General features: G+C 44.5%; 10 protein-coding genes and 1 tRNA gene. 2 read left to right on the top strand and 9 right to left on the bottom strand.

The genetic code is table 11. The annotated features are described in order from the left end of the window. Positions 1–78: 78 nt before the first annotated feature. The 5 genes from hupB to tig all read right to left on the bottom strand — a co-directional run bounded on the left by hupB (position 79) and on the right by tig (position 6,518). On the bottom strand, positions 79–393 hold the full coding sequence (gene hupB, locus C9I98_RS03315; RefSeq protein ID WP_275451425.1) for a nucleoid-associated protein HU-beta: 315 nt from the start codon (positions 391–393) through the stop codon (positions 79–81). Positions 394–573: 180 nt separating this feature from the next. Next, positions 574–2,946 carry an endopeptidase La gene (lon, locus tag C9I98_RS03310; RefSeq protein WP_036817226.1) on the bottom strand — a complete coding sequence of 791 codons (2,373 nt, stop codon included), beginning with the start codon at positions 2,944–2,946 and terminating at the stop codon, positions 574–576. Between the two features lie 137 nt (positions 2,947–3,083). Further along, entirely contained in the window at positions 3,084–4,364 is a 1,281-nt protein-coding gene (gene clpX / locus C9I98_RS03305) for an ATP-dependent protease ATP-binding subunit ClpX (RefSeq protein ID WP_036817224.1), read from the bottom strand. A gap of 112 nt (positions 4,365–4,476) precedes the next feature. Beyond that, positions 4,477–5,103, bottom strand: coding sequence for an ATP-dependent Clp endopeptidase proteolytic subunit ClpP (clpP, locus tag C9I98_RS03300; protein ID WP_036817222.1), 627 nt, complete (start codon positions 5,101–5,103; stop codon positions 4,477–4,479). A gap of 107 nt (positions 5,104–5,210) precedes the next feature. Next, complete coding sequence (gene tig / locus C9I98_RS03295) at positions 5,211–6,518, bottom strand: trigger factor (protein WP_036817220.1); 1,308 nt, start codon at positions 6,516–6,518, stop codon at positions 5,211–5,213. 605 nt (positions 6,519–7,123) lie between these two features. On the opposite strand from tig, the gene C9I98_RS26615 reads away from it, so the two are divergent. Next, positions 7,124–7,288 (top strand): hypothetical protein, encoded by a 165-nt coding sequence (locus C9I98_RS26615; protein WP_170111207.1) that lies wholly within the window; start codon positions 7,124–7,126, stop codon positions 7,286–7,288. A gap of 19 nt (positions 7,289–7,307) precedes the next feature. On the opposite strand, the gene C9I98_RS03290 is transcribed toward C9I98_RS26615, so the two are convergent. Further along, positions 7,308–7,384 (bottom strand) — tRNA-Arg (locus C9I98_RS03290). A 369-nt stretch (positions 7,385–7,753) separates the two neighbouring features. Here C9I98_RS03290 and folD point away from each other — a divergent pair. Beyond that, a complete protein-coding gene (gene folD / locus C9I98_RS03285) occupies positions 7,754–8,614 on the top strand; it encodes a bifunctional methylenetetrahydrofolate dehydrogenase/methenyltetrahydrofolate cyclohydrolase FolD (protein WP_036817217.1) in 861 nt (286 codons plus the stop codon). Positions 8,615–8,750: 136 nt separating this feature from the next. Here the strand turns inward: folD and galU are convergent, their stop codons facing one another. The 3 genes from galU to C9I98_RS03270 all read right to left on the bottom strand — a co-directional run. Beyond that, positions 8,751–9,674: a UTP--glucose-1-phosphate uridylyltransferase GalU gene (gene galU / locus C9I98_RS03280; RefSeq protein ID WP_107271575.1), complete on the bottom strand. Its 924-nt coding sequence runs from the start codon at positions 9,672–9,674 to the stop codon at positions 8,751–8,753. An 8-nt stretch (positions 9,675–9,682) separates the two neighbouring features. Next, positions 9,683–11,035, bottom strand: a complete 1,353-nt coding sequence (locus C9I98_RS03275; protein WP_107271574.1) for a CDP-glycerol glycerophosphotransferase family protein — start codon at positions 11,033–11,035, stop codon at positions 9,683–9,685. Positions 11,036–11,037: 2 nt separating this feature from the next. Beyond that, the coding region (locus C9I98_RS03270; RefSeq protein ID WP_211318300.1) for a CDP-glycerol glycerophosphotransferase family protein at positions 11,038–12,293 on the bottom strand (1,256 nt) is incomplete at its 5' end.

Raw genomic sequence — 12,293 nt, 5'->3', positions numbered from 1 at the left:
TTATTCCAGCCAAGCTGTCTTGTTATGACAACCTGAATTTCTGTTTGTTCCAACAAACCAACAGGGCTGGGCCCTTGCTTAGTTTACAGAATCTTTTAGCGCTTTACCTGCTTTAAAGCCAGGTACTTTTGCTGCTGCAATTTGGATCTCTTCGCCGGTCTGTGGGTTACGACCAGTACGCGCTGCACGCTCACGTACAGAGAAAGTACCAAAACCAACAAGAGCAACTTGATCACCTGACTTCAGGCTATCAGAAACCGCATCAATGAATGCGTCTAGAGCACGACCAGCAGACGCTTTAGAGATGTCTGCGTTTTCAGCAATTTTGTCAACCAATTGAGTTTTGTTCACGATCTGTTCCCCTCTGTAAACTATTTCCGCGTGCCGCCTCACTGGCAAAAATTTACACACGCCGGTTTTGAAAATGTATCAGGCCTAATTATATCAGTTCAAAGCACCAGAAATACGGGTAAGCGTTGATATTATTGAGCTAACAGCGAATTAGACCTAACTTATAGCTACACAAAAAAACGCTGACAAGGTTTTTTAGCCCCGAAAGCGTTTTTTCATTTCTTAACTTTGCTGCATGTCACTGTTTTGGGCGTTTACCAGCTCGATACCCGTTGGATTATTCTGCAGTGCAACGGTCAGCACTTCATCAATCCAACGCACCGGGCGCACCACCAAATCAGCAATTACGTTATCTGGAATCTCTTCCAAATCACGTTCGTTGTCTTTCGGGATCAACACAGTTTTGATACCGCCACGGTGAGCTGCCAGCAGTTTCTCTTTCAAACCACCGATTGGCAATACTTCACCACGCAGGGTAATTTCACCGGTCATCGCAACATCACCGCGCACCGGATTGCCTGTTAAACTAGACACCAAAGCAGTACACATGGCGATACCCGCACTCGGGCCATCTTTCGGCGTGGCACCTTCTGGTACGTGAACGTGGATATCACGCTTCTCGTAGAAGTCTGGCGCAATGCCTAGGCGCTCCGCACGGGTGCGTACAACGGTCATCGCGGCTTGGATAGACTCTTGCATCACATCACCCAGCGAGCCCGTGTAAGCCAGCTTACCTTTGCCCGGCATAGATTCCGTTTCAATGGTCAGCAAATCACCACCAACTTCGGTCCACGCCAAGCCAGTGACTTGGCCAATACGGTTGTTTTCTTCCGCTTTGCCGTAATCGAAACGCTGAACGCCCAAGTACTCTTTCAGGTTATCTTGGTTGATAACCACTTTCTTGGTTTCAGGGTTTAGCAGGATTTCTTTCACTGCCTTACGACACAGCTTAGACACCTCACGCTCAAGGCTACGTACGCCTGCTTCACGGGTGTAGTAACGGATAATCCCGAGCAGTGCCGAGTCATCCACTTCCACTTCACCCGGCTTCAAGCCATTGCGCTTGATTTGCTTTTCAAGCAGGTGACGTTTAGCGATATTCAGTTTTTCGTCTTCGGTATAACCCGACAGGCGGATCACTTCCATACGGTCCAGCAGCGGGCCAGGGATGTTCATCGAGTTCGATGTTGCCACGAACATCACATCCGACAGGTCGTAATCCACTTCCAAATAGTGATCGTTAAAAGCATTATTCTGCTCAGGATCAAGTACCTCAAGCAGGGCCGAAGAGGGATCGCCGCGCATATCCGATGACATCTTATCGATCTCATCAAGCAGGAACAGCGGGTTCTTCACTTCCACTTTTGCCATCTTCTGGATCAACTTGCCCGGCATCGAACCGATGTAGGTACGGCGGTGACCACGAATTTCAGCTTCGTCACGCACCCCGCCCAATGCCATACGCACGTACTTACGGCCTGTAGCGGCAGCGATAGACTGGCCCAGTGAGGTTTTACCCACACCAGGAGGACCGACAAGACAAAGGATCGGGCCTTTCAGCTTGTTCACACGGCTTTGTACCGCGAGGTACTCCAGAATGCGCTCTTTAACGCGTTCCAAGCCATAGTGGTCGGCATTCAATACTTCCTCGGCCTTGGCCAAGTTCTTCTTCACCTTCGAGCGCTTGTGCCATGGCACGCTCAGCATCCAATCGATGTAACCGCGAACCACGGTCGCTTCCGCCGACATCGGGGACATCATCTTCAGCTTCTGCAGCTCTTGCTCGGTTTTTTCGCGTGCTTCTGCCGGCATCTTCGACTCTTCGATCTTGATTTTCAAAGATTCGAATTCGTCCGGTGCATCATCCAGCTCACCCAGCTCTTTCTGGATAGCCTTCATCTGCTCGTTGAGGTAGTACTCGCGCTGGCTCTTTTCCATCTGTTTCTTGACGCGGCCACGGATACGCTTTTCTACCTGTAGCAAGTCAATTTCAGACTCCATCATTGCCATCAAGAACTCTAGGCGCTCTACGACGTCAACAATTTCAAGCACTTTCTGCTTATCAGCCAGCTTCAGCGGCATATGCGCAGCAATGGTGTCGGCAAGACGCGCGGCCTCATCGATACCGTTAAGCGAGGTCAGCACTTCCGGCGGGATTTTCTTGTTTAGCTTGATAAAGCCTTCGAACTGGTTGATAGCGGTGCGAACCAAGACTTCCTGCTCGCGCTCATCCATTTCTTCCGTTACCAAGAAATCGGCATCGGCACTGAAGAACTCATCGTCGCGAAGATTTTCGACCTTCGCACGCTGCTGGCCTTCAACCAACACCTTCACGGTACCGTCTGGCAACTTCAACAGCTGCAAGATAGTCGCAACGGTACCCACATCGTAAAGGTCGTCGATAGAAGGCTCGTCAGTCGCCGCTTCTTTCTGGGCCACCAACAAAATCTGTTTATTGTCATCCATCGCCGCTTCAAGGCAGCGAATGGATTTATCCCGGCCTACAAACAATGGAATAACCATATGAGGGTAGACCACCACATCACGCAGTGGTAGAACGGGGATCTCAAGGCGTTCCGAACGCTCCAGGTTCATATTTTTCTCTCTTCCGTTCAGTCTCTTTATTGAGTATATGGGGGCAATGCCGCAAGATTCAACGGGATAAGTAGCAGAAAATAAAAAAGGAGGCCAAAGCCTCCTTTTTTTGTCCATTATGGCCAGTAATCGTTCAATTACTCAGCGCCAGCCGCTTGGTTTTCTGTATTTTCATAAATCATCAAAGGCTCAGACTCGCCCTTAATTACTGATTCATCAATAACAACCTTGCTTACACCTTCCGCAGAAGGTAGCTCATACATGGTATCAAGTAGCACTGCTTCTACGATTGAGCGTAGACCACGCGCACCCGTTTTGCGCTCCATTGCCTTGCGGGCAATTGCCACAAGTGCATCGTCGCGGAACTCAAGCTCAACATTTTCAAGCTCAAGTAGGGCTGCGTACTGCTTGGTCAGTGCGTTCTTCGGCTCGCGAAGGATCTGAACCAATGCTTCTTCGTCTAACTCGTTCAAGATAGCCGTTACTGGCAGACGACCGATGAATTCCGGGATCAAACCGTATTTCACCAAATCTTCTGGTTCAACTTGCTCGAACAAGTCGCTTAGCGTGCTTGATTCGTCTTTAGAACGAACATCGGCACCAAAGCCGATACCTGTACCCGTTGCAACGCGCTGGTCGACAACTTTGTCTAGTCCAGCAAAAGCACCACCACAAATGAATAGGATCTTTGAAGTATCTACCTGCAAGAATTCCTGCTGTGGGTGCTTACGGCCACCTTGAGGTGGAACCGATGCAACTGTCCCTTCGATCAATTTCAGCAATGCCTGCTGAACACCCTCGCCCGAAACGTCACGGGTGATAGAAGGGTTGTCTGACTTGCGTGAAATCTTATCGATTTCATCAATGTAGACAATACCGCGCTCTGCTTTTGCAACGTCGTAATCACATTTTTGCAGTAGCTTCTGGATGATATTCTCTACGTCTTCACCCACGTAACCCGCTTCAGTCAGCGTGGTGGCATCTGCCATCGTGAATGGAACATCAAGCATACGTGCCAGTGTTTCAGCCAGTAGCGTCTTACCACTACCAGTTGGGCCAATCAGTAGGATGTTACTCTTACCTAGCTCTACACCGTCGCTATTGGTATCACCGTTACGTAGGCGCTTATAGTGGTTATATACCGCTACTGCCAGTACCTTCTTGGCGTGGCTTTGACCAATAACGTATTCATCCAGGTTTGCACGAATTTCCTGTGGTGTCGGAAGTTCACTGCCATCTCGCTTAGGCATCACTTCTTTGATTTCTTCACGAATAATGTCGTTGCACAAATCAACACATTCATCGCAAATATACACAGAAGGGCCTGCAATCAGCTTGCGAACTTCATGCTGACTTTTGCCGCAGAAAGAGCAGTACAGCAGTTTTCCACTACCACTCTCTTTTCGCTTATCTGTCATTCGCTAACCTCTTTTCGGGTCTTACCCCATCATTGCCTTGTCTTGAGTGTATAACAACTCAGGTTATTTTGCTCCGTACAACAGCGTTGTCATTGCACGGAGGCAAAAAAACTTACAGCTCGCGCTGACTCAAAACAGCATCGACCAAGCCGTACTCTACAGCCTGTTCTGCCGACATAAAGTTATCACGATCGGTATCGCGCTCAACCACTTCGAGTGGCTGGCCGGTGTGCTCTGCAAGCAAACCGTTCAAGCGCTGCTTGATCGTTAGAATTTCTTGGGCATGGATCTGGATATCAGATGCCTGTCCCTGGAAGCCACCCAACGGCTGGTGAATCATCACGCGTGAGTTAGGTAGACAATAACGCTTGCCTTTAGCACCACCAGCAAGCAGGAAGGCACCCATCGAGCATGCCTGCCCCATACATACCGTGCTCACGTTTGGCTTGATGAACTGCATGGTGTCGTAGATAGACATACCCGCTGTTACTGAACCGCCCGGTGAGTTGATGTACAGGAAGATGTCCTTGTCAGGGTTTTCTGACTCAAGGAACAGAAGCTGAGCAACGACTAGGTTTGCCATGTGATCTTCAACTTGACCTGTCAAAAAGATCACACGCTCTTTTAATAGTCGGGAATAGATGTCGTAGGAACGTTCACCACGAGAAGTCTGCTCGACCACCATAGGAACCAGCGCATCTAGAATCGGCGACATGGCGTTTTTTTCTTGGTAGCTCATAACGTTATTTCCCTAAAATAAATGGCCCGAATGAAATTACTCTCACACGGACCATTGTTAGCAGAAGATTTGAAGTAAAGTCAAATCTCTACAGTAATTTCAGCAAATTAAGCGGCTGGCTGCTGCTGGTTCATTAGCTCGTTGAAGCTAACTTCTTTTTCAGAAACCTGAGCTTTTGCTAGTAGTGCGTCAATCGCTTGCTCTTCAAGAGCAACGTTGCGCATGTTGTTCATCATCTGCTCGTTCTTCTCGTAGTATGCAACTACTTCAGTTGGATCTTCGTATGCAGAAGCCATTTCAGCGATGATTGCTTTAACGCGCTCTTCGTCAGCTTTTAGCTCTTCAGACTTGATCACTTCACCTAGTAGAAGACCAACAACTACGCGACGCTTAGCCTGCTCTTCGAATAGCTCACGTGGTAGCTCAGGCGCGTTAGCTGCATCACCGCCGAAGCGCTGAGTAGCCTGCTGGCGTAGAGTGTTGATTTCCTGGTCGATAAGTGCAGCAGGAACAGTGATGTCGTTCTGCTCGATTAGGCCGTTTAGAACCTGATCTTTGATGCGGCCTTTAACAGCTTGCTTCAGTTCACGCTCCATGTTCTTACGAACTTCAGTCTTAAGACCTTCTACAGAACCGTCTTCAACACCGAACTTAGCAACGAACTCTTCAGTTAGCTCAGGTAGTTCCTGCGCTTCAACTTTGTGTAGTTTGATAGCGAAAGAAGCTGCTTTACCTTTTAGGTTCTCAGCGTGGTAATCTTCTGGGAAAGTCACTTCTAACGTGAACTCGTCGCCCGCTATCTTACCAACGATACCGTCTTCGAAACCAGGGATCATGCGACCTTGGCCCATTGCTAGAGCGAAACCTTCAGCTTTACCGCCTTCGAACTCTTCGCCGTCAACAGAACCAGTGAAGTCGATAGTTACGCGGCTGTCAGCTGCTGCTTCAGCTTCAACTTCAGACCAAGTTGCCTGCTGCTTGCGTAGCGTTTCTAGCATCGCGTCAACGTCTTCGTCTTTAACTTCAACTGCAGGCTTTTCTACTGCAATTTTGTCTAGGCCAGCTAGTTCGATTTCAGGGAATACTTCAAAAGTAGCCTTGAATACTAGGTCTTTACCTTCAGCAATTTCTACTGGAGTGAAAGTAGGCGCGCCTGCTGGGTTGATTTTTTCTTTAACGATAGCTTCGATGTAGTGACGCTGCATCACTTCACCTAGGATGTCCTGGCGAACAGATGCGCCGAACATGCGAGCAACCATTTTGATCGGTGCTTTACCTGGACGGAAACCATCAAAACGACGATTCTTAGCAATTTTCTTCAGTTCAGCTGTTACTGCATCTTCGATGTTTGCAGCAGGAACTGTGATAGTTAGATGGCGCTCTAGACCTTCAGTGGTTTCAACGGTAACTTGCATTTTATTTAACCTCAAAACTTACTCAGTGTTCTCTGAGTGATGTTGCCGATCAGCATTGCTGACGGTGGCATCCTTTCGTGTTATGGCCGGCAACCACGCCAACACCATAACGCCTTAATTCTGATAATTTCTGTTTCTACTGGCTTTGCTGCCACTGAACCAGAAATTAAAAACGCGGTATTATAGCGATCCATCACCCTGTCGTCGAGACAGAGGGCCGCACCGCACTCAAACCTTTCACACAAGATAGGGGCAAAAATTCCATTTACAAGGGCAAACCCGAAAAAAAACCTTCCCTTTTGCTATTTTTTGACAATAGCCTCTTTTATTTGCAGAAAGTCCTGCTGCATTGGCGGCATTTTAATCCAGCCTCAAACACCAATGCTTGTCTAATACGTGATATTCCCGCCTGAAAGCACACTAAAACTGAACAATTTACGCTCAATTCAAGCTGGTATCAAAAATTACTCAAACAACCAAAATCATTACAAAACATTCTAAATAAGACGCAACCATCACACCCAAAATATGCAACAGGTATATTATATGTATTTGCATTCCCCAAGGCAGTTACACCTCAAATACAACTAGAAAAGGACACGACAATGAAAAGGAACAAAGCAAAGGTCATCGCTTCCTGGCAACCTAGCAACGAACGCGAGTTGGTGGCGCTAAAAGCATTACTGGTACAAGAAATAGCAGGCAGTCCAACACAGCACCAAGGCGGCACGGGTAAAGTAGGTAAAGACTCGGGAAGGTTGGTTCGCTGAAAAGCATTAAAGAGGGAAATGGCACGCCCTGTAGGATTCGAACCTACGACCACATCCTTAGAAGGGACGTGCTCTATCCAGCTGAGCTAAGGGCGCATCATTGGTGTAACACTTGGCTACGGGACGGAATTATACTTAGCTGATAATTAAGATCAATGCCTTCGCCCTTATTTTCGGTGCAATTGTGTTTAAGTGTTCAAACAAAAAGCAAAATTCAGGCAAATGGTGCATTCGCCACCAAGCCGCGCCCCTATGCCCAAGTACAAGCGCAACCATCGATGAACCAACAACGCAAACACCAGCGCAAACGTTTGCGCTATAGATCTTATTTACAAACTCTGCGACAATGACAACGTTTCATAGAACAAGGTACTGACTTGTTGCTAACAAAAAAAACAAGTCAGACACAGCAATACAAATAAACATACAGCCGTAAGTCACCACTATTCAGCCCAAAGGAAAATCATGGCCGCTCAAATTATTGATGGAAAACTTATTTCCCAGACTGTTCGTCAAGAAGTTGCTGCCCGTGTTAAGGCACGTGTTGAAGCGGGCCTGCGTGCCCCTGGGTTAGCCGTAGTATTAGTCGGTCAAGATCCGGCATCGCAAATTTATGTGGGCAGTAAGCGCAAAGCCTGCGACGAAGTCGGCTTCGTTTCTAAATCTTTCGATTTACCTGCCACCACAACCGAAACCGAGCTGCTGGCGCTGATCGACGAACTTAACCACGATAGCGCCGTTGATGGGATCTTGGTGCAGCTGCCTCTGCCAGCTGGCATTGATAGCACCAAAATTCTTGAGCATATCGACCCGGAAAAAGACGTAGATGGCTTCCACCCGTACAATGTGGGTCGCCTATGCCAGCGTATCCCTAAGCTTCGTTCGTGCACACCAAAGGGCATCATTACCCTGATGGAGCGCTACAACATTGAAGTACGCGGCAAGCATGCTGTCATTGTTGGGGCTTCCAATATTGTCGGTAGGCCAATGACGCTGGAATTACTGCTTGCAGGTGCCACCACCACCACCTGCCATCGCTTTACCAAAGATCTTGAAAGCCACGTTCGCCAAGCCGATATTCTAGTCGTCGCCGTCGGCAAGCCTAACTTTATCCCTGGCACTTGGATTAAGAAAGGGGCAACGGTTATCGATGTCGGTATTAACCGATTGGATAGCGGCAAGTTGGTCGGGGATGTGGAATACGACCTTGCCCGTGAAAGTGCCCGCCATATCACCCCTGTACCAGGCGGCGTTGGACCAATGACGGTAGCAACCTTGATTGAAAATACCCTGCATGCTTGTGAACAGTACCATGCGGAGAAGTAGGTAGAGCGGTACTAAGGAAAAAGCGGTACTGTGATCCTATGGTTAAAAAGCGAGTACCGAATGGTACTCGCTTCTCTTTAAGCTAGACACTTATACGGTTCTGAGAACCTAGGACCTCAGAACCACAGTTCCGCTCTTAACCCTTCACCATCTCTTTAAGGAAAGCGGTAAAGTCTTCACCAAGCTCATCATGGCGCATGCCATACTCTACAAACGCCTGCATGTAACCCAGTTTGCTACCACAGTCGTGGCTCTTACCTGACATGTGGAATGCATTCACCTGTTGTGACTCCATCAACATATCAATGGCATCAGTTAACTGGATTTCATCGCCTGCACCCACAGGAGTACGGGCTAGCAAATTCCAGATTTCGGCCGGCAAGATATAGCGCCCAACAATCGCCAAGTTAGAAGGTGCTTCTTCAACTGCCGGTTTTTCAACAACCTTGCTCATTGCCGCAGTTTCACCAGCCTTGAGATCAGCACCAGCAACATCAGCAACACCGTAGCTAGACACGTCTGCCATAGGCACTGGCTCAACCATCACCTGGCTAATACGCGTGTCATTAAACGCCGCCACCATTGCAGCCATGTTCTCTTTACGCAGATCACTTGCCGCTTCATCCAAAATCACATCCGGCAACACAACCGCAAACGGCTCATCACCAATCAATGGATGGGCACACAATACCGCATGGCCCAGACCTTTGGCCTGGCCCTGGCGAACGTGCATAATGGTGACATCAGATGGACAAATACTTTGTACTTCTTCCAGCAACTGACGCTTAACACGCTTTTCCAACGTCGCTTCTAGCTCGAATGACGTATCGAAGTGGTTCTCGATCGAGTTCTTCGAGGAATGGGTAACCAGCACGATTTCCTTGATGCCCGCAGCCACACACTCATTCACCACATATTGAATCAGCGGCTTATCAACAATTGGCAGCATCTCTTTCGGAATCGCCTTGGTGGCAGGCAGCATACGAGTTCCCAAACCCGCGACCGGGATCACCGCCTTTCTAACTAGTTTTTCATGCTGTATCTTATTTACTATCGTCATTATATATCTTACTTAAGTTGATTTAATATTGACATTTTAAAGTTATCAAACTGACTAAAAGACTCTCTTTCGTATATATATTCGCTTTTCAGCTGACATCTTAGCTGTTTCATTGAATCAGTTTCTGCTAGCTCTTTCACAATGCCAGAAAGGTTTTTCAACTTAGCATCAATCACATAACTAGCACGTGACAACGGAAACCTTTCATATATCGCACTTTCATAATTTTGCACATCAACAATAGCAAATGGCTTTTCTGTAAAAAGATAGTCAGAAGCGACGCTTGAGATATCTGATATAATCGCATCAGAGCGATTAAATAAATCATGAATATTAATCGATGAATCATTGTATTCATAATATTCACAATTAAAAGATTTATCGGATACGCTATCAACAATATTCTTTATTTTAGCTGCTACTTTAACTAACTCTACGTCGCGATTTGTATACGGGTGAAGTTTTACGATAACATTATAACCAGCGCTAATTATAGATTTTACAATCTGATCTCCATTGTACAATGAGCTATAGTTTGAATCACTAAAGTCTCCTCGCCAAGTAGGAGCATATACGATTGTTTTTCTCTTTTTGCTATCTATATTATCTTTGGACAAACTATCTAACTGCGGACGGCCAATAAGTTCAAAGCTATCATTAGGTATCTTGACATTATGTTGAGAATACCTATCTATTGCCGCTTTTCCTGAAACAAATAGCTTATCATATAGCTTACTTACCGGGCTGTAGCTTGGTGATTTATCGCTATCACCATGTAATAGTTGGATATGTATTAAATCGTTAAAACGAACCATTTGTGTGTTTTTTGCACTATTGTTGGCGTACAAAACAAGCTCTACTGACTCAAAAACTATGTCATCAACTTCACTCACATAATTACACAATAATACTGGTGCATTTGTGAAACTTTTTACCGCTTCATAGTGATGGTAGTCTCTTAGAACAACAATAAATGGCAGCTCAAGTTTTTCAACATACGGTAACCACATTTTTAACTGATACTCAGCGCCTTTAGGGCCACAAAAATAAAAGATAACTTTGGGTTTTAACTTTTGCGCATTCACTTTTTCAGTTAATAAAGAATTTTTTATTTTATCAAAGTCTTTACTAAACATCACAGTCGACAAAAGCTCTAAAGCAGTAACTGACAATATTAATATAGGACTGTATATCCATCCAGACAGGAAAAACAATTCAAAACATACTACAAAAAGAAGTAACATGATGAATTTTCTATGGGTTTTAGGTCTATATTTAATTTTGTTAACAAAATTAAATATAAAACTAAACTTACCAAGTGAAGCTTTAACCTTTAACAAATAAAAAACAATCGTTATCATGATTAAACCTGGGATTTATTTATAATTTTATTAGCGGTATTTGTAAAAACATCCGAATAACTTTCATTTGGAAAGTTACCTAATACATATTCTTTAAAGTTAGTTCTCTCAACTCTCTTTGTATCATGTATCGTAAGTTCGTCAATAACATTAGCTAAGTTTGACATATTACTATCTAGTACATAAGAAACAGTTGAGATAGGAAAAGTAACACTCATATTATCTTTTTCATTCTTCATATCTGTTACACAGATCGGCTTTTCACTAAATAAAAAGTCACTCACAACACTAGAGACATCAGAGATTAATGCGTCACACATGTTAAAACAATCGTATAAGTCTATATTTACATCTAATTTATCAATAAATATATGATTCAATATTCCTTTTTCATTTTCACGCTCAAGGATTTCCCTTAAATTATCCGCAATAATATTTGTCTCTTTGTTCTTATACAAATACGGGTGTAGTTTTATAACCACCCGAGTATTATCCCTTTCCAACAAACCTCTAACTATTGCTTCTGACTTTAAGATTGATGAGTATGCTGAATCAGCATTATAACCAAGCCAAGTAGGTGCATAAAGAACAGTTGTTATAGGACCTTTTTTCTGGTTACTGATTTGCTTAATTTTTTCTAGTTGAGGTCGACCCACTATTTCAAATTTATCTAATGGTATAAAAACACCATTCTTTTTGTATCTATCTACACCAAGCTGTCCTGCTACAAGTATTTTATCATACATAGCAGTAACTGGATTAAAACTAGGAGCTTTATCGCTATCACCGTGTAGTAATTGAACATGTGTAAGATGATTAAACCTTACCATATGAGTGTTTTTTGAGCCATTATTCACATAAAAGATAGTAGTTAATGATTCAGGTATACATTGATCTAATGTTGACATTGTCTTACATACTATAACGGGTGATCTTGTCATAGCTGAAATTGACTCATAGTTAAATGCTTCTCTTAATATAATTATAAATTTACCATTTAACTTTTCTATATATTTTATCCACATTGCTATATGGAACTCAGAGCCTCTGGGTGCACTAAAGTATAATGCAAATTTTGGTTTATAATCTGCAACATTTTTAGGTAATTCACTATTTAAAGTTTTTCGGTATTTTATAAAATTACGTAAAGACACTAAAGAGCATAAAAAGAAAAATAGTAATAAAGGAACACTTACATAAAGAAATGATTTAATATATAATAAGAATATTAAAGATAATGATTTGTTAAATATTACTA

This window comes from Photobacterium sanctipauli, from assembly GCF_003026495.1.
Lineage (GTDB): Bacteria > Pseudomonadota > Gammaproteobacteria > Enterobacterales > Vibrionaceae > Photobacterium > Photobacterium sanctipauli.
The sequence above is the reverse complement of the archived record's forward strand: the minus strand, read 5'-3'. Positions and strand labels throughout refer to the sequence as shown.

Excerpts from the sequence above, each read along its gene's own strand:
- C9I98_RS03275 (WP_107271574.1), bottom strand. The coding sequence starts at position 11,035 with ATGATAACGATTGTTTTTTATTTGTTAAAGGTTAAAGCTTCACTTGGT.
- clpP (WP_036817222.1), bottom strand. The coding sequence starts at position 5,103 with ATGAGCTACCAAGAAAAAAACGCCATGTCGCCGATTCTAGATGCGCTG.
- tig (WP_036817220.1), bottom strand. The coding sequence starts at position 6,518 with ATGCAAGTTACCGTTGAAACCACTGAAGGTCTAGAGCGCCATCTAACT.
- folD (WP_036817217.1), top strand. The coding sequence starts at position 7,754 with ATGGCCGCTCAAATTATTGATGGAAAACTTATTTCCCAGACTGTTCGT.
- lon (WP_036817226.1), bottom strand. The coding sequence starts at position 2,946 with ATGAACCTGGAGCGTTCGGAACGCCTTGAGATCCCCGTTCTACCACTG.
- galU (WP_107271575.1), bottom strand. The coding sequence starts at position 9,674 with ATGACGATAGTAAATAAGATACAGCATGAAAAACTAGTTAGAAAGGCG.
- clpX (WP_036817224.1), bottom strand. The coding sequence starts at position 4,364 with ATGACAGATAAGCGAAAAGAGAGTGGTAGTGGAAAACTGCTGTACTGC.
- C9I98_RS26615 (WP_170111207.1), top strand. The coding sequence starts at position 7,124 with ATGAAAAGGAACAAAGCAAAGGTCATCGCTTCCTGGCAACCTAGCAAC.